This window comes from Blautia parvula (assembly GCF_020215665.1).
Lineage (GTDB): Bacteria > Bacillota > Clostridia > Lachnospirales > Lachnospiraceae > Blautia > Blautia celeris.
Genome location: NZ_CP084061.1, coordinates 4,653,017 through 4,671,091, shown reverse-complemented (window position 1 = coordinate 4,671,091; position 18,075 = coordinate 4,653,017). Strand labels below are relative to the sequence as shown.

16 protein-coding genes and 1 riboswitch are annotated in these 18,075 nt (G+C 48.6%); of the genes, 9 read left to right on the top strand and 7 right to left on the bottom strand.

The features are described from left to right. Nucleotides 1-68: 68 nt before the first annotated feature. On the bottom strand, nt 69-1,112 hold the full coding sequence (locus LC508_RS21355; protein WP_033142900.1) for a PDDEXK nuclease domain-containing protein: 1,044 nt from the start codon (nt 1,110-1,112) through the stop codon (nt 69-71). A gap of 304 nt (nt 1,113-1,416) precedes the next feature. On the opposite strand from LC508_RS21355, the gene LC508_RS21350 reads away from it, so the two are divergent. The 9 genes from LC508_RS21350 to LC508_RS21310 all read left to right on the top strand — a co-directional run bounded on the left by LC508_RS21350 (nt 1,417) and on the right by LC508_RS21310 (nt 10,805). Further along, nucleotides 1,417-2,457, top strand: coding sequence for a threonine aldolase family protein (locus tag LC508_RS21350; protein ID WP_033142901.1), 1,041 nt, complete (start codon nt 1,417-1,419; stop codon nt 2,455-2,457). A gap of 83 nt (nt 2,458-2,540) precedes the next feature. Then, nucleotides 2,541-3,428 carry an AraC family transcriptional regulator gene (locus LC508_RS21345; protein ID WP_052099643.1) on the top strand — a complete coding sequence of 296 codons (888 nt, stop codon included), beginning with the start codon at nt 2,541-2,543 and terminating at the stop codon, nt 3,426-3,428. Nucleotides 3,429-3,558: 130 nt separating this feature from the next. Then, entirely contained in the window at nt 3,559-5,556 is a 1,998-nt protein-coding gene (locus LC508_RS21340; RefSeq protein ID WP_103731079.1) for a glycoside hydrolase family 31 protein, read from the top strand. A 71-nt stretch (nt 5,557-5,627) separates the two neighbouring features. Next, nucleotides 5,628-5,736: riboswitch (TPP riboswitch) on the top strand. Between the two features lie 93 nt (nt 5,737-5,829). Then, the gene (thiC, locus tag LC508_RS21335) at nt 5,830-7,137 is read left to right on the top strand and encodes a phosphomethylpyrimidine synthase ThiC (protein WP_103731080.1); all 1,308 of its coding nucleotides are present in this window, start codon (nt 5,830-5,832) and stop codon (nt 7,135-7,137) included. Between the two features lie 70 nt (nt 7,138-7,207). Beyond that, nucleotides 7,208-7,405: a sulfur carrier protein ThiS gene (thiS, locus tag LC508_RS21330; RefSeq protein ID WP_103731081.1), complete on the top strand. Its 198-nt coding sequence runs from the start codon at nt 7,208-7,210 to the stop codon at nt 7,403-7,405. A 1-nt stretch (nt 7,406) separates the two neighbouring features. Then, nucleotides 7,407-8,057 carry a sulfur carrier protein ThiS adenylyltransferase ThiF gene (thiF, locus tag LC508_RS21325; protein WP_103731082.1) on the top strand — a complete coding sequence of 217 codons (651 nt, stop codon included), beginning with the start codon at nt 7,407-7,409 and terminating at the stop codon, nt 8,055-8,057. A 16-nt stretch (nt 8,058-8,073) separates the two neighbouring features. Beyond that, entirely contained in the window at nt 8,074-8,844 is a 771-nt protein-coding gene (locus LC508_RS21320) for a thiazole synthase (RefSeq protein ID WP_103731083.1), read from the top strand. Between the two features lie 13 nt (nt 8,845-8,857). Beyond that, entirely contained in the window at nt 8,858-10,018 is a 1,161-nt protein-coding gene (thiH, locus tag LC508_RS21315; protein WP_033142907.1) for a 2-iminoacetate synthase ThiH, read from the top strand. A gap of 136 nt (nt 10,019-10,154) precedes the next feature. Continuing rightward, a complete protein-coding gene (locus LC508_RS21310; protein WP_225305242.1) occupies nt 10,155-10,805 on the top strand; it encodes a thiamine phosphate synthase in 651 nt (216 codons plus the stop codon). 60 nt (nt 10,806-10,865) lie between these two features. On the opposite strand, the gene LC508_RS21305 is transcribed toward LC508_RS21310, so the two are convergent. From LC508_RS21305 to LC508_RS21280, 6 genes are all read right to left on the bottom strand, one after another. After that, the gene (locus LC508_RS21305; protein ID WP_103731084.1) at nt 10,866-11,873 is read right to left on the bottom strand and encodes a dipeptidase; all 1,008 of its coding nucleotides are present in this window, start codon (nt 11,871-11,873) and stop codon (nt 10,866-10,868) included. A 131-nt stretch (nt 11,874-12,004) separates the two neighbouring features. After that, nucleotides 12,005-13,915, bottom strand: a complete 1,911-nt coding sequence (glgB, locus tag LC508_RS21300) for a 1,4-alpha-glucan branching protein GlgB (RefSeq protein ID WP_033142910.1) — start codon at nt 13,913-13,915, stop codon at nt 12,005-12,007. 39 nt (nt 13,916-13,954) lie between these two features. After that, a complete protein-coding gene (locus LC508_RS21295) occupies nt 13,955-15,325 on the bottom strand; it encodes an alpha-amylase family glycosyl hydrolase (RefSeq protein ID WP_103731085.1) in 1,371 nt (456 codons plus the stop codon). Between the two features lie 75 nt (nt 15,326-15,400). After that, nucleotides 15,401-15,982 (bottom strand): TetR/AcrR family transcriptional regulator, encoded by a 582-nt coding sequence (locus LC508_RS21290; RefSeq protein ID WP_033142938.1) that lies wholly within the window; start codon nt 15,980-15,982, stop codon nt 15,401-15,403. Between the two features lie 182 nt (nt 15,983-16,164). Then, nucleotides 16,165-16,929, bottom strand: a complete 765-nt coding sequence (locus tag LC508_RS21285) for a TatD family hydrolase (RefSeq protein WP_054350399.1) — start codon at nt 16,927-16,929, stop codon at nt 16,165-16,167. After that, a complete protein-coding gene (locus LC508_RS21280; RefSeq protein WP_033142913.1) occupies nt 16,919-18,064 on the bottom strand; it encodes an AI-2E family transporter in 1,146 nt (381 codons plus the stop codon). The genes LC508_RS21285 and LC508_RS21280 overlap by 11 nt, the downstream gene beginning before the upstream one ends. Between the last annotated feature and the right edge of the window lie 11 nt (nt 18,065-18,075).

The following is an 18,075-nucleotide window of genomic DNA, read 5'->3' as shown; positions in this document are numbered from 1 at the left end:
CAGCAGATGCACACTGCGGTTCAATTTCACTTTTATATTTCACACTTAACTTTATTTCTTAGTGCTTGTTAATCATCATACTCATCATCATATTCCATTGCCTGACGTTCTCTGGCTTCCTCTAATGCTCTGTTAATCTGCTCTGTTAACAAATGCTTTTCCGGCAAAACAGTCAAATACTGTGAAACACGAATGCCCGCCTTATCTAACTGTAAAAGTTCAATTTGCTCGTTTCCTCCTTCTGTACATAAAATCAGCCCTAAAGGAGTTTCCTCGCCGTCCTGCATTTCATACTTTTCCAACCAGCGCAGATACAATTCCATCTGTCCTTTATACGACGCCTTAAACTTTCCGAGTTTTAGTTCTACCGCTACCAATCTATGTAATGCCCTGTTGAAAAACAACATGTCCAGAAAAAAATCCTCACCGTCTATTACCATATGCTTCTGCCGTTCAACAAATGTAAATCCTGTTCCTAACTCCATTATAAATTTCTCCAGTTCGGTCAACAGCATTTCTTCAAGGTTTTTTTCTTTAAAATTACCTCTTAATCCGGTAAAATCAAGAAAATATGGATTGTGAAAAACAATATCCGGAGACACTTTATCTTTATTCTTTAGTTCCGCAATCTCCTGTCTGATCAATTCTTCTGGCTTTGAACTGATTGCGGTTCTTTCATACAACATGCCACTTATTTTTTTCCGCAATGTTCTGACATTCCATTTTTCATATCTGCATAATTCCGCATAAAAATCTCGTGCAACATCATCTTTTACAGGAATCAATGCAACGAAATGTGACCAGGATAATTGTCGTGACAGTGTAACGACATTCTCCAACGAAGGAAAACTTTTTGCAAACTGCATCATCCTTCGTAATTTTTTCTCATCATAACTGTTACCATAATATGCTGTTAATTGTCGTGACAACGTCACGACTATCTGCTTTCCGTATTGAGCTCTGGCGTTTCCCAATACATCTTCATTAATTCGATTTCCAATATTCCAAAATAATATTGTGATTTCCGCATTAGCAACGGCCGCTACTTTTGTTTTTGACTCCTGTATGAGATGATTTATATCTTGAAATAATTTATTTACGGTCTCTTCCATATACACCTCTCCTCATGAACATCATAATGTGTTATATCAATCCAACAGTTCATCCAAAACTTGCCTCGTTGCGCCCATTATATTGCGAACTGCGTTCCCAATCTTCTGCAGTCGCCAAATGTGAGCAAGCTCCCACTTGGCTCGTTGCGCCCATTATATCAACAAAAACGGACATTTTCAACGAAATGATTTGTTTTTCCTGCAAAGTGTGATAGAATGTAGCTTGAAACAGCAGCATGTCATTCGGAGCCTGAAAAACGGACTTCGGATGCGGATAGAAATACAGGAAAAGGGGATTTTTGCCATGTATAGTTTTCAGAATGATTACAGTGAAGGAGCGCACCCTAACATACTCAGGGCGCTGGAAACCATCAATTATCACCAGAACAATTCATACGGACTGGACGAGCACAGTGACAACGCAAGGGAATTGATTCAGGAAGCACTTGAGGATTACAGCGTGGACATTCATTTCATCGCCGGAGGTACTCTCACCAACCTGACTTTTATCTCCCATATTCTGCGTCCATATGAAGCTGTTTTAAGTGCCGATACCGGTCACATCAACACTCACGAGACCGGGGCTATTGAATCCACGGGGCATAAGGTATTTTCCATTCCCGCTGATGACGGAAAACTGACACCGGACCTGATTCGTCCTGTCTTAAAATTACATGAAAATGAACACTGGGTGGAACCACGCCTGGTTTATATATCCAATCCCACAGAGGTGGGAACTGTTTACACCAAAGAAGAGCTGGAAACTCTGTATGCCTTCTGCAAACGCCACGACCTGTATCTGTACATGGACGGCGCGCGCCTGGCTATGGCCCTGGCTGTGGAGGAGACACACCTGACCTTCCCGGACCTGCCGGATCTATGTGACGCCTTCTACATCGGCGGAACGAAAGTGGGCGCCATGTTCGGCGAGGCTCTTGTTATTGTAAAAGAAGAATTTAAAGACCATTTCCGCTTCAATATGAAACAGCACGGAGCAATCCTTGCAAAGGGCTGGATGATGGGCGTTCAGTTCGAGGAACTTTTTAAAGAAGGGCTGTATCTGGAGCTTGGACGCAAAGGTGTTGCCATGGCACAGATTCTTAAGGATGTGTTTGAAAAAGCAGGCATCCCGCTTCTGGCGCCGGCACCTACCAACCAGGTATTCCCTATCTTCCCGGATGCTCTGGCGGAAGCGGTAAACGAAAGATTTCTGACCACCTTCCAGTGCAAACCCGATCCGGAACACACCTGCCTCAGATTCTGTACTTCCTGGGCAACCAGTGAGGATGCAGTCAGGGATTTCGCCTCAGAGTTTGAGGATCTGGCAGCCAAATTCAACAGATAACACCTGAACTTAAACTTAATGTAAAGGCATTCTGGAAGCTTCTTAATCCTGAATGCCTTTTTTTATTATAGGAGACTCCTTATATGAATATCGATCCAGCCGTCAATGATAATTTAAAAGAACAAGCAGCCCACGGAAGCCATGAATTTCCCCTTCAGGTATATCAGGACATGGAATACTGCGAAAACGGGCTGATCCTTTACAACCACTGGCATGAGGAGGCAGAAATCCTCTTTGTGACAGAAGGCATGATGGAGCTGGTGGTAGACGGCATTTCCATCATTGCCGGAAAAGACACCATTGTACTGATCCCCCCAAACCAGCTTCATGGTGCCTATCAATACAGGGATCAAACCTGCCGTTTTACCTCCATTGTGTTCCACCCTGACTTTATTTCCAGTAAAAATCAGGATGCCATCCAGGCCGGACAGTTAAATCCGTTCTTTGAGAACAGCTTTGTGTCCTCCTATGTTATATACGGCACGGATTTGAAATGTGAGGCTGTTCAGCATCTCCTCGGGGAACTCACAGCAGCCTATCACGCCTCCCATCCCTATCGGGAACTGCTGATCAAGGGATACCTTTACCAGATTTTATTTCATCTTCTGATAAAAGAAGAAAAGCACAATATAAAATCCACATCCGACTATATAAATGAGGAGCGGAAAAAGAAGATTCTAAGATACATTGATGAAAATTACCAGAACCCCTTAAACCTTGATTCCCTTGCCAAATCCGTCTCCCTGAGCAGGGAACAGTTCTGCCGTTTTTTCAAAAAATCTTTCCGCTCCACCCCTGTCTCTTACCTGAACCGCTACCGCATTAACCGTTCCATGTCGCTGTTAAGGGAGACCGGTCTTCCCGTCATAGATATTGCTCTTGCTGTAGGATTTGACAGCAGCAACTACTTTGCCGTATCTTTCCGAAAGGCAACGGGAATGACACCCAGCCAGTTTAGAAATATGACATGATTTTAATATACCCTGACATCATAATAGATGTTTTTTCCCCGGGATAATCTTATAATACTGGAAAATGAACGTCAGCCGTGATTGTCCGGCCAGAGCGCTACACAACTTATTTATCTACAGGAGGAAAATTATGTCATTCTTTACCCAAAGCGAAAATTATATTGAATACCACAATGCCGGCGAAACCCTCCGCATTATGGCATGGGGCGCAAACAGCCTGAGAGTTGTTTCCGTACCCTCCGGTCCCCTGGACCTTTCAAGCAGTGCCCTGAAAGAACAGGAACCGTCACACACACAGATTCAGGCAGACGAGGAAACTGCCACGATCACAAACGGCAAAATCTCCGCTCTCATTGACACAAGAGGCTGGAACAGCGCGGCGGTTGTCACCTTCTTTAACGACAAAAAGGAAATACTTCTCAAAGAGATGGACGGCGGCGGCGCCCTGATCCGCAGGGCCCGTAAATTTTCCCCTTATATCGGCGGCGATTACCGTCTGAAGGTCAGCTTTGAGGCCAACAAGGATGAAAAAATATACGGCATGGGCCAGTATCAGCAGGACATCCTGGATCTGAAGGGCTGCAATATTGAACTGGCCCACAGAAACTCCCAGGCATCCATCCCCTTCTATGTATCCAGCAAAGGCTACGGCTTCTTCTGGCACAATCCCGCCATCGGCAGTGTCTCTTTTGGCAAAAATGTGACAGAGTGGCGGGCTGACAGCACCAAAAAAATGGATTACTGGATCACAGCAGGCGACACTCCCGCTCAGATCGAATCTCAGTACAGCCAGGTGACAGGGCGCGCTCCCATGATGCCGGAATGCGGACTGGGCTTCTGGCAGTGCAAACTGCGCTACCATAACCAGGAACAGGTATTGTCTGTTGCCAGAGAATATCACCGCCGGGGCATTCCTGTGGATGTGTTTGTGGTTGACTATTATCACTGGCCGCGGTGCGGAGACTACCGTTTTGATGAGCATTTCTTCCCGGATCCCAAGGCCATGGCGGAAGAACTGCGCTCTTACGGAATGGAACTTATGGTATCCGTGTGGCCCCAGATCGACTGGCGCAGTGAGAACTTCAAGGAGATGCGCCAGAAGGGTCTTCTCGTCCAGACAGAACACGGCCTGAACGTCCAGATGGATTTCCAGGGCAACAATGTATTCTATGATGCCACCAACCCTGAGGCCAGAGAATATGTCTGGGAGAAATGCAGAAAGAATTACAGGGAAAACGGAATCAAACTCTTCTGGCTGGATGAAGCGGAACCGGAATATACCACCTATGATTACGAAAACTACCGTTACTATGCCGGAAGCGTCATGCAGCAGGGAAACATTTACCCCAGAGAATACGCCCGCGGCTTCTATGAAGGCCAGAAAGCAGCCGGCCAGGAGGACGTTCTGAACCTGGTGCGCTGTGCATGGGCAGGAAGCCAGCAGTACGGTGCCCTGATCTGGTCCGGTGATATCCACTCCACCTATCAGGATTTCCGGAACCAGATCGTGGCCGGCCTGCAGATGGGGCTCTCCGGAATCCCCTGGTGGACCACAGATATCGGCGGCTTCCACGGCGGCAACATTTATGACAAGGACTTCCAGGAACTGCTGATCCGCTGGTTCCAGTTCGGCGCCTTCTGCCCTGTTATGCGCCTTCACGGCAACCGCCTCCCGCGCACACCGCTCTACAAAGCAGACGGAGAGGAGACTGAGGGAACCGGCGCAGACAATGAGATTTGGAGTTATGGGGAAGAAAATTACCAGATCATGAAGAAATTCATTGAGATCCGTGAAATGATGCGGGATTATACCAGAAGCCTTATGGCTGAGGCACACGAGACAGGCGCTCCGGTTATGCGTACCATGTTCTATGAATTCCCGGAGGATTTAAACACCTGGGAACTGGATACCCAGTACATGTACGGCCCGGACATTCTGGCGGCTCCTATTGTGGAACCCCACGCCTTCAGGCGGAAGGTCTATCTGCCTAAGGGCAGCACTTGGACCAATGCCCATACGGGTGAAATTCTGGAAGGCGGACAGTGGATCGAAGCGGAAGCTTCCATGGATACCCTTCCTGTATTTCTGCGGGATGGCAGACAGGAATATCTGATCAAAAATATATAATATAAAATTCAGTGTTGACAATTTTCTCCAGCCGCTATATGATTATGGCAGGAAAAATACCTGAAAACAATTGAATACGCAAGGGGAGCTGACGCGTCGGCTGAGAGGAAATACGAACGGATTTCGACCCTGAGAACCTGATACGGATAATGCCGGCGTAGGAAGCGAACCAGAAGTTTATGTAATATTTGGTGCACCCCATCAGGGGTGCATTTTTTTCACCTCTTCTATCTCCTTCCGGGCATTTCCGTGTCACACAGAAAGGAGATTTACATGCAGTACACAACACAGATGGACGCTGCCAGAAAAGGCATTATCACAAAAGAGATGGAATCGGCAGCCAAAAAAGAACAGATGGATGTCAGAGAACTCATGGCTCTTATGGCCAAAGGCCAGGTCATCATTCCCTGCAACAAAAAACACACCTCTCTGGAGCCAAACGCCATTGGTTCCATGCTCAGAACGAAGATCAATGTAAATCTGGGCATTTCCAGGGACTGCAAAGACATGGACATGGAAATTGAAAAAGTCAACAACGCGGTAAAAATGGGTGCTGAATCTATTATGGATCTGAGCTCCTACGGGGATACCCGCACCTTCCGCAGACGCCTGACAAAAGAATGCCCTGCCATCATCGGAACCGTCCCCATCTATGACGCTGTAGTCTACTATCACAAACCCCTGAAAGAGATCACTTCCCGCCAGTGGCTTGACATTGTCCGCATGCACGCTGAGGACGGGGTGGACTTCATGACCATCCACTGCGGCATCAACAAAGAGACTGCCGGAAAATTCAAACGAAACAAACGTCTGACCAATATCGTTTCCCGCGGGGGCTCCATCATCTTTGCCTGGATGGAAATGACAGGCCAGGAAAACCCCTTCTACGAACATTATGATGAGATTCTGGATATCTGCCGGGAATACGACATTACCATGAGCCTTGGAGACGCCTGCCGCCCCGGATGCATTCAGGATGCCTCTGATATTTCCCAGATCGAGGAGCTGATCACTCTGGGTGAGCTGACAAAACGCGCCTGGGAAAAGGATGTACAGGTTATGGTGGAAGGCCCCGGACACATGCCCCTTGACCAGATTGAGGCCAATATGAAGATTCAGCAGACACTCTGTCAGGGTGCCCCCTTCTATGTGCTGGGTCCCCTGGTGACAGACATTGCCCCCGGATACGACCACATTACCGCTGCCATCGGCGGTGCCATTGCAGCCACCTACGGCGCTTCCTTCCTGTGCTATGTGACCCCGGCGGAACACCTGCGTCTGCCCAATCTGGAGGACGTAAAGGAAGGCATTATCGCTTCCCGCATCGCAGCACATGCCGCAGATATTGCTAAAGGTGTAAAAGGCGCTGCCGACTGGGACAATCAAATGAGTACAGCCCGCAAGAAACTGGACTGGGAAGAAATGTTCCGTCTCTGTCTGGACCCGGAAAAAGCCGGGCGCTACCGGGCAGAGGCAAAGCCTGAAAAGGAGGACACCTGCAGCATGTGCGGTAATTTCTGCGCAGTCAGGAACATGAACCGTATCCTGGAAGGCGAGATCGTCAGCATCTATGACGAATGATAAAAGCAGCACTGCAAATGCGAAGACCTGTTAAGCAGTCACACAGCACATACATAAAGAGGTATATCAAATGATAACAATCAACGGAAATGCCATTCAGCTTACTGCCCCCTGTACAGTGGAAACCCTCCTAGTGGAACGGGGTTATTCCCTGCAGCGCATCGCTGTGGAGAGAAACGGTGATATTCTTTCCAAAAACCGTTACGCTGACATCATCGTTCAGGATGGAGATACCTATGAGATTGTCAGCTTTGTAGGAGGCGGATGATTTGAAAGAAAGACATATGCTCCTGTCCAAAGACGAAATCGAGGAAGTTCTTATAGAACGCCATACCCTCCCCATACACCGGAAACTCCGGAATGCCGGTGCCGCCATTGCCGGCCTCGGCGGTCTGGGCTCCCATGTGGCTGTAATGCTGGCGCGTACCGGCATCGGAAGCCTTCACCTGATCGATTTTGACCGGGTGGAGCCCAGCAATTTGAACCGGCAGATTTACAGGATGAAGCATTTAGGCAGGTATAAAACAGAAGCGCTGAAAGAAGAGATCTCAGAGATCAACCCTTACATCTCAGTCCGCACCGACACAGTTAAGGTAACAGAGAACAATATAGACCGCCTGTTTAGGGATGACAAGATCATCTGTGAAGCATTTGACCGGGCAGAAAATAAGGCCATGCTGGTCAACTATCTGCTGGAACACCGTCCGGATACTTTCATTGTATCCGGTTCGGGCATGGCCGGCTATGGGAGCAGCAACTCCATACATACAGAAAAGAGGATGAAAAACCTGTATCTCTGCGGGGACGGCACCAGTGACATTGCCTCCGGCATAAGCCTGACAGCTCCCAGAGTCACTCTCTGTGCAGCACATCAGGCCAATATGATACTGCGGCTCATTCTCGGAGAAAAAGACGTATAGAAAAGAGGAAAAAGACATGATAAAAGATGACAAACTTATATTGGGAGGACACGAATTTCACTCCCGTTTTATTCTGGGTTCCGGCAAATACAATCCGGAACTGATCCACGCTGCCGTTAAAAATGCCGGGGCTGAAATCATTACTCTGGCTGTACGCAGAGCCAACAGCGGCACTGCCAGTATACTGGAACATATACCGGACGGCATAACACTCCTTCCCAACACCTCCGGGGCCAGAACTGCGGATGAAGCAGTAAGGATCGCCCGCCTGGCCAGGGAACTGGGCTGCGGGGATTTTGTTAAAGTTGAGGTCATCCGAGACTCCAAATACCTGCTGCCGGACAATCAGGAAACCATCCGCGCCACAGAGATGCTGGCAAAAGAGGGCTTTATTGTCATGCCTTACATGTACCCTGATCTAAACGCCGCCAGAGACCTGGAACATGCCGGAGCTGCCTGTATCATGCCACTAGGTGCCCCCATTGGTACCAACAAAGGATTGTGCACAAGGGAGTTCATCAAAATCCTTATCGAGGAAATTGACCTTCCCATTATTGTAGACGCAGGAATCGGCCGCCCTTCCCAGGCTTGTGAAGCCATGGAAATGGGCGCTGCCGCAGTCATGGCAAATACAGCCATTGCCACTTCCGGCGACATACCCGCCATGGCGGAAGCCTTTAAAAAAGCCATTGAAGCAGGACGTACCGCATACCTGTCCGGCCTTGGGCGCGTTGTAAACGGAAGAGCCAGCGCCTCCTCTCCGCTCACTGGATTTCTGGAACAATAAGGAGGTGGAAAAAATGACTGCATCAAGAACAAATCATATGGAATATATGGAGGGTATGGAAGCTCTGGATTCTGATGTTATGGATAAAGTGATAAGTGCCATGGACAGCTATGACTATCACCGTTATACAGAAGCACACGTACTGGCTGCACTGTCCCATGACACACGGACACCGGAGGATTTCGCAGCGCTTCTGTCTCCCGCCGCGGAACCTTTCCTGGAAGAGATGGCACAGGCTGCGCGGGCTGAAACCAGGAAACACTTCGGAAACTGTGTAAATCTCTTTACGCCGCTTTATATCTCCAATTACTGTGAAAACCACTGCATTTACTGTGGTTTCAACTGCCATAACCATATCCGCAGGGCAAGGCTTACCGCGGAGGAAATCGAGTTGGAAATGGCTGCGATCGCCAAAACAGGACTGGAAGAAATTCTTATACTGGTCGGCGAGAGCCGTGCAAAAAGTGATGTCAGATATCTGGGTGAGGCGTGCAGGATCGCCAGAAAATACTTTAAAATGGTGGGACTGGAAGTCTATCCTATGAACAGTGAGGAGTATGCCTATCTCCATAAATGCGGAGCTGATTATGTGACGGTATTTCAGGAGACTTATAATTCCCATAAGTATGAGACGCTGCATCTGGCCGGGCATAAAAGAATCTTCCCTTATCGGTTTCACGCGCAGGAGCGGGCATTGAAAGGCGGAATGAGAGGAGTTGCTTTTGGGGCGCTTCTGGGGCTGGATGATTTCAGAAAGGATGCATTTGCTACAGGGATGCACGCCTGGTATCTGCAGCGGAAATATCCGCAGGCTGAGATTGCGTTTTCCTGCCCGCGTCTCAGGCCGATCATTAATAATGATAAGATCAATCCTAAGGATGTGCATGAACCGCAGCTTCTTCAGGTGATCATGGCTTACAGACTCTTTATGCCGTTTGCCGGAATCACGATTTCTACCAGGGAACGGGCTGAGTTCCGGGATCATGTGGTCACGATCGCAGCGACTAAGATTTCTGCAGGGGTAAGTACCGGAGTCGGCAGTCATGTGGAGGAGCTGGAGGATAAGGGGGATGACCAGTTTGAGATTTCAGATGACAGAGGTGTTGAGGAGGTCTGCAGGGCTGTCAGAGACGGGGGAATGCAGGTGGTCATGAATGATTATGTATTCGTATAACAGCGAGGTGTAGTATAGCGGGCAGGGTGGATATCCCTTTGTATGCTTGCTGTCATCACGGAAACTAAATAAAAGCGGAGGAAAACTGCCATATGGGAGCTGGCTTTATTCCACACAAATTGGCAGAGGTAGTATTATGGGTAAAATGAGGAATGGGTTAAGATTTGATAAGATGCTGGTGATTACCAATCGGCTGCTTTGTGATGGGGATTTTCTGGAGCGGATCGAGACGGTGGCTGCTAAAAAGCCAAAAGGAATTGTGTTGAGAGAAAAAGATTTGGGAGCCGGGGAATATAGAGAACTGGCTATGAAGGTGCTTAAGATATGCAGGCGATATGATGTTGACTGTATTCTGCATTCCCGGGCAGAGGCGGCAAGGGAGCTTGGCTGTCCTCGTATCCACCTGCCTTTTTCAAGGTTTTGCGGGGATAATATCTGTGTAAAGTCCGGCGAAAGTGAACGTCTATCAGGTTCTGATGAGAGGAGCAGGCTACTTATGGATTTTGATCTGATCGGTGTTTCTGTTCATTCGGTGGAGGAGGCCATTTTTGCTGAGAAGATGGGGGCCGGTTATGTAACGGCAGGGCATATTTTCCTGACGGACTGCAAAAAGGGACTTGCCGCCAGAGGGCTGCCTTTTCTGAAAAACGTCTGTGAATCGGTTGGGATTCCTGTGTATGCCATTGGCGGTATTACACCGGATCATGTGGATGACGTGCTGGGAGCAGGGGCGGCAGGTTTTTGTGTTATGTCAGGAATCATGCGGGATTCGGTGTGGGACGTATAGATAAGAGCAGGTATTGGCCCCATCACAAAGCGATTTTTAATGGGCGAATACCGTAACGATTCAGCTGGCTGAATCGTTACAATTTTCTTTCAGGAACCTTCTCACATTTCCTCCCAGAATCTTTTCTGTCTGGCTGTATGTAAAGCCGTGTTTTTCCATTTGCTCTGCCAGAAGCTGTACCTGGCTGCAGTCAGAGATCTCGGGGAGTTCCAGGATGCCGTCGTAATCGCTGCCCAGACCCAGGCAGTCACTTCCGCCGACGTTCAGAATGTAGGACGCCATTTGTATGATCTCTTCCACTGTGGTGCCGGCTTCTCCGGGTTTCCAGTTGGGGCGCATGAAGGAGACTGCGTAGTTCAGGCCCATCACACCGCCCCGGTCAGCCAGGGTGCGTATCATATCGTCTGTGAGATTTCTGGCGGAACCTTTTACCAGGCCTCTTGCATTGGAATGACTGGCCAGGAAAGGGCGGGTGGAATGTTCCGCCACATCCCAAAAGCCGCCGTCGGACAGATGGGATACATCCACCAGGATATGCAGGTGTTCCAGCTCCTCCAGAAACTCCAGGCCCTTTTTCTTCAGTCCCCGGTCATCACCCCAGCTCCAGGTCTTCTGCGTAAGAGGGTCCCCCATACAGTTGGGAAAGCCAAAATCGTTCTCATAGTTCCAGGTAAGGGTTGCCATTCTGACGCCCTGTCGGTGAAACCATCTGAGGGAATCCAGAGAGTTCTGGAATATGGCGCCCTCCTCCAGGGAGAGAAGGGCTGACATCTTACCCGCCTTTTCGTTTGCTTCCAGCTCACTGTAGGTTCTGACCTGGGAGATCAGGTCAGCATTTCGCTGCATTTCCCTCTGAAAAATTTTCAGGATATCTCCGGCAGCCGCCTCTGCGTCCGGTTCCTCCTCCCAGTTAACGTAGATGGCAAAGGTCTGCAGGGCATAGCCGCCCTTTTTCATCTTTTCCAAATCTACACTGAAGGAATTATGGCGGAGGGAAGCAGGACTGCCCTCTTTTTCCATTTGGCGGATTTTGCTGATGGTGTCGCAGTGCATATCTATAATCTGCATAATAAAACTCCGTTTCTGCCTTCTTAAATTGAAGGCTTCTTTCTACCAGTATATTGATTTATTCCATGAGATATTAAGAAAGCGCGTTCCCACTGAGCGGAAACGCACCTTCCCTTAACTTATTATCATTTTTAATATAAGAACACAGCCACCCCATAAGCCGGCAGCGGATAACCAAAGGAGTAATCCCTTCCGTCACATTCCTTCTTCACAGCCTTGTAAACGGTCTGCTCCACCGGCGTATCTCCGCCGAATTTAGGGTCCTTACTGTTCAGGATCAGCTTATACTGTTTTCTCTTAGGTACCCCGACCCGGTAATCCTCTCTGGCAACCGGTGTATAGTTGATAACAAACAGCAGATTATTCCTTCCGGTAGGCGACTTTCTCACAAAACTGAAAATACTTCTCGCGGCGTCATCCGCATTGATCCACTCAAACCCTTCCTGGCTGTCGTCATTTGCGTAGAGGGCCGGATACTTCTTATATAAGGCAAGCAGTTCCTTCACGTAAGCCTGAAGCTGCTGATGGCACGGTTCTGCCAGCAGGAACCAGTCAAGCTCCCTGGCCTCGCTCCATTCCTGGAACTGACCGAACTCCTGTCCCATGAACAGCAGCTTCTTGCCGGGATGCCCGAACATGTAGCTGTACCCTGCCTTCAGGTTCTCGAATTTATCCTGTCCGAGACCGGGCATTTTGTTGATCATGGAGCATTTCAGATGCACGACTTCATCATGAGATAATACAAGGACGTAGTTCTCGCTGTAGGCGTAACTCATGGAGAACGTCATCTTATGGTGATTATATTTACGGAAATATGGGTCAAGCTTCATATACTCCAGGAAGTCGTGCATCCATCCCATATTCCATTTTAAGCTGAATCCCAGGCCGCCCTCCTCAGGCTTGCCGGTTACCATGGGCCATGCTGTGGATTCCTCCGCGATCATGACAGCCCCCTTGTTCTTGCCCAGAACTACGGAGTTCAGGTGCTTGAAGAACTCGATCGCCTCCAGGTTCTTATTTTCCCCGTATTTGTTTGGTATCCACTGTCCGGCCTCTCTTCCGTAGTCCAGATACAGCATGGAGGCAACAGCATCCACACGGAGTCCGTCAATGTGATATTCCTGTATCCAGAACAATGCGTTTGCGATGAGGAAATTTTTCACCTCATTCTTGCCGTAATCAAATACCTTGGTCCCCCAGTCCGGATGCTCACCCTTTCTTGGGTCCGCATATTCATATGTGGGGGTTCCGTCAAAATCAGCCAGTCCGTGGGCGTCCTTCGGGAAATGGGCCGGTACCCAGTCCAAAATGACACCGATCTTATTCTTGTGCATGTAATTTACGAAATACTGGAAATCCTCAGGCGTACCGTACCTGGATGTAGGGGCATAATAACCTGTGACCTGGTATCCCCAGGAGCCGTCAAAGGGATGTTCCGCAATACCCATCAGCTCCACATGGGTATACCCCATCTCTTTGATATAGTCAGCCAGTGAATGGGCCAGCTCTCTGTAATTGTAAAATCCGTCCTCATCCCCGTCTTTTAAAGGGTGTTTCTTCCAGGAGCCTGGGTGCAGTTCATAAATGGACATGGCATCCTTCTTCGCATTGTATTCCAAACGCTTTTTCATCCAGACGGAATCTCCCCATTTGAATTTGGTGATGTCATATACACAGGAAGCTGTACCCGGGCGGTGCTCCGCGTAGTTTGCATAGGGGTCTGCCTTGAAGAGCAGCTTGCCCTTGTATGTGGTGATGCAGAATTTGTACAGATCACCTTCCCGCACCTTGGGCACAAAGAGCTGGTAAATGCCCATGTCATTGTCACACTTCATCACATTTTTATCGGGGTCCCATTTGTTGAAATCCCCCACAACGGACACGGATTCCGCATGAGGTGCCCAGACGGCGAAATAGACGCCGTCTTTGCCCCGCTGTGTTGTGGGATGTGCACCCATCAGCTTATAGATTTCATAATGTGTTCCTTCCCCGAATAAATAGCGGTCCATCTCCGAGAATCTCATTGTTTTTCCTTTAGCCATAAGTCCTTCCCCTTTGTTTTCCTCTGATTTTACAGCACTTTAACCCTGCTGCAGGATTTCCAGCAGAACACTTCCCGCTGCTTCTATGGTAAAATTCAGCCTGCCGTTCTCCGGCTCCACTTCCTCTTGTGTCAAAAGGTTTACATAACGTTTATTCTCCACCGGCACCGGAATACTCATCTGTGCCGGATTCTCGTCATTGTTCACAGCCGTGACAAGACCTTCCTCCTCCGTAAATCTGACAAACGCAAACTGTCTGTTGGTGAGCATCAATTCCCTGTATCTTCCCTCTGCAAGGCAGGTCTTATACTTCTCGTGCATTTCTCCCAGTGTCTTGACCCAGAGCATGATCCCGGAATCCTTATGCTCTTCCAGGGCTTCCCTGATATCCACGGCCGGCCTTAGAGCGTCATCACCGCCGTTGTTCTTGCTTCCCTCAATTCCCCATTCCGATCCGTAATAGATGGATGGTATCCCCGGAAGCGTATACAGCAGTGTATAGATGGGGTAAATATGCTCCTTCACATTGATCTTACTGTAAATGCGGTCCACATCGTGATTGTCAACAAAGGAATACAGCTTCATCCCCCTGTAGATACCGCCGTTCTCCTCAAATTCCCGTCTTATGGTATGGGCGATTTCAAAGTAATTGTGGTCATTGTGTCCGGAATATATGCCCTTGTGAAGTTCATAATTCGTAACACTGTGCAGCATTTTCTGTCCGTCCTGGATGTATCGGCTGTAGTCTCCGTGGATGACCTCCCCCATAAGCCAGAAGTCCTCTTTCTTCTCACCTGTGCGCCTGCGCATTTCCTCCATGAAGCCAAAGTCAAGACAATCCGCGCAGTCCAGGCGGATGCCGTCAATATCAAAGGTATCGATCCACTCATCTATCACATCCAGAAGATAACCTTTTACTTCCGGGTTCTGCAGGTTTAAGTTCACAAGCTCAAAGCAGTTTCTCCAGGCTTCATAGGAAAATCCGTCATTGTAGGGATTGTTCCATCCGAAATTGATGCCCTTATACCATCCGCAGTACCTGGAACCCTCCCGGTTCTGCTGGATGTCCCTGAAGGCAAAGAATTCTCTTCCCGTGTGGTTGAACACACCGTCCACCACGACCCTGATTCCCAGCTCGTGCGCCTTTTTCACAAATCTGGTAAAGTCTTTATTGTCACCAAGCCGCTGGTCCACAGTCTTATAATCCTTGGTGTCATACCCATGGGTGGTGGACTCAAACAGAGGTCCGATATAGATTGCTGTTGCCTTAATGTCCGCAAGGTGCGGCAGCCATTTCTCCAGTTCCGCGAAGCGGTGTACAACACCTTCTTCTCTATTCACCCTGGGGGCGCCCGTCATCCCGATAGGGTACATATGGTAAAATACTGCCTCTTCATACCATTTTGCCATGTTTCGTTTCCTCCTTTTCCGGCTCTGCCCGATGCGGCAGGCCCAGACAAACCATGCAGGAACGCCATTCCTTGACTACGAATATATCCCATACATAAACTGATGCACAATCTCATATGTGGTCTCATCAGAAATTTCAAATCTTTCCTCTTCGGATAGCCCGTAGCTCACTGTCATAATATGATGGTTGAGCACACCTGTAAACCCCACGGCAAATAATTCCTGCCGCCCCCGCATGTTCCCCAATTGGGGGGATGCATCCTCAAATATCTTCACAATGATCTTATAATACCGCTCTATAAGGGGCGAAACCGTCTTATAGGCCTCGTTCTCTCTTCCGGAATAAAACAGAGACAGCATGAATAAATAGAATTTCTGATTGGACGCAGCATAGTCAAAAAATGTCCGCGCTGCCTGATAAAGCACACCCGGAAGGCTTTCCCCCGGCCTGGCTATATCGATCAGCCTGCTTTCAAACTCCTGATATCCTGTCTCCAGCAGATTCTGCAAAAGTCCCAGCTTGCTTCCAAAATAGTAATATAAAGTTGGCTTGGAGATTCCGGCCTTATCCACGATCTCCTGGACGCCCACCGCATCATACCCCTTGGCATAAAACAGATCAAGCGCCGACTTTAATATCAATTCTTTATTATCCATAACTGCCTCCCGGCTGTTCTGCATTGTATCTATCTTTTGTTTTTTATTTTCATCCTTTGTTCTGCCTATTATTATACCAATCGGTATACAAAAAATCAAGAGGGTGTTGTAAAATACGTTTTTACAATACCCTCTTGTTTAAGGCCGCTCTGCCCGACTTCACGGCTGACGCTTCCTCCCTATCATATACCAAACAGCTTTTTGGCGTTTTCCCTGGTCACATCCACCACAGTTTCATAGGAAACGCCCTTGATCCTGGCAATCTCCTCCGCCACATAAGTCAGATACACAGAACAGTTTCTGTGTCTTCTGTAGGGTTCAGGTGCCAGATACGGGGCATCTGTCTCCAGCAGAAGATAATCCAGCGGTGCGTATTCCACCACATCTTTCAGCCGCTTTCCGTTTTTGAAGGTGACGACTCCGCCTACGCCCAGATAATACCCCATGTTCATGTATTCCTTTGCCTGTTCCACAGAATAGGAATAGCAGTGGATCACGCCCTTCAGGTTATCTGCCCTCTCTGCTTTCATAAGATCCAGTGTGTCCTTTGCCGCATCACGGCTGTGTACAACAATGGGAAGCCCGGTCTCTTTTGCCAGATCCATCTGGCGGACAAACCATTTTTTCTGGACCTCATGATGTTCCTTATCCCAATAATAGTCAAGGCCAATCTCACCCACTGCCACGATCTTCTCCAGATCACACAGGCTTCTGAGCCATTTTATTTTCTCCTCATCAAGGCTGCCCACCTCGTCGGGATGAACGCCCACTGCTCCGTAGACAAAAGGATACTTTTCTGTCAGCCTGACCGTATCCTCCACACCCCGCAGGCTGGCGCCCACATTGATGATCGTTCCGATTCCGTGCTGCGCCATGGAGGTTAACAGGCTGTCCCTGTCCCCGTCAAACGCCTCGTCATCGTAATGTGCATGTGTCTCAAATATCATGAATATTCCGCTCCTTCAATTTCTTGTAAACGGTCTGGCGGAACAGCGCGTACACAACAGATGTAAGCGGTATGAAGATCAGCATACCCACAACACCCATCAGACTGCCGCCCACAGTCACTGCCACCAGCACCCAGATAGAGGGCAGCCCCACCGAGTTCCCGACTACGTGAGGATAGATCAGATTCCCCTCAATCTGCTGCAGCACCAGAAACAGCACGATAAATGCCAGCCCCTTCATGGGATCCACCACCAATATCAGAAAGGTACCCACAACACAGCCGATAAACGCTCCGAATATGGGAATCAGCGCTGTAAATGCAATCAGTATACCGATCAGCATAGCGTACGGGAAACGAAACAGGGTCATGGATACGAAAAACATGGTTCCCAGGATCACTGCCTCCAGACACTGACCGGTGACAAAGCTGGCAAATGTCCTGTAACTGAGGGAACACACCTCCAGAACCTTTTTCACCATCTTTGCAGACAGAAAAGCGTAGAAAACTTTCTGAACCTGCACCGTCAGCTTTTCCTTCTGCAGAAGGATATATACGGCAAATACAAGAGCGATGAAAAAATTCATAAGTACATTGACCACTGTGCGTGCCATTGCCACTGTGGAGTTGAGCACATTTCCGGCACCGTTTTTCAGGAAGTCAACTGCTGTGCCGATTATGGAATTCCAGTCAAATTCCAGGTTCTGGATCCACTCAGCAATCTGTTTGTTGTTGTGGAAGGTTTCCACAGCCCAGGTCTGAAGCCTCGGTATGGCGGCTTCTATGCTGGCACTCACACTCATAAAGGTCTGACCCATTTCCGGTACAACCACAAGGATGACTACAAGCACTACGCCCACCACCAGAATGAGGGAGAGGATCAGACTCAGCGGGCGTCCCAGCTTTTTCATCTTTCCTTTACTCTCGGCACTTCCGAAAAGTCTCTTTTCCAGAAAGCTCATGGGAACATTCAGTACAAAGGCAAATGCGGCTCCCAGAAGGAAAGGATAGGCTATCCCTACCATGAAACGTGCAAAGACCAGCAGTACATCTGCCCTTTGTATTCCCACATAGACAACCACTGCAAACAGAATCAGAAGCATCAGATTCTTCATATCTTTTTTATTCAGGTTCATACTTCTCCTCT